A 226-nucleotide genomic window follows, 5' to 3' on the forward strand; every position below is an offset into this window, starting at 1 on the left:
AGCAGCTCCCGGCCGAAGGCCCGCACCTCGGCTTCGCACCGGCCGCCTGGACGGACTTCGTCGAGAACCTGGGAGAGATGTGAGCACCGAGCTGACCTGGTTCAAGAGCAGCTACAGCACCAACGACGGCCCCTCCTGCGTCGAGGTCGCCACCGCACCCGCCACCGTCCACGTACGCGACTCCAAGCAGCTCCCGGCCGAAGGCCCGCACCTCGGCTTCGCACCG

At 69.5% G+C, this 226-nt stretch carries 1 protein-coding gene; it reads left to right on the top strand.

Going from position 1 to position 226, the window contains the following annotated elements:
- Positions 1–79: 79 nt before the first annotated feature.
- On the top strand, positions 80–226 hold a 147-nt coding region (locus tag V9U70_RS00035; RefSeq protein WP_336672310.1), incomplete at its 3' end, for a DUF397 domain-containing protein.

The organism is Streptomyces pratensis (genome assembly GCF_037137275.1).
In the GTDB taxonomy this organism is placed as follows: domain Bacteria; phylum Actinomycetota; class Actinomycetes; order Streptomycetales; family Streptomycetaceae; genus Streptomyces; species Streptomyces pratensis_B.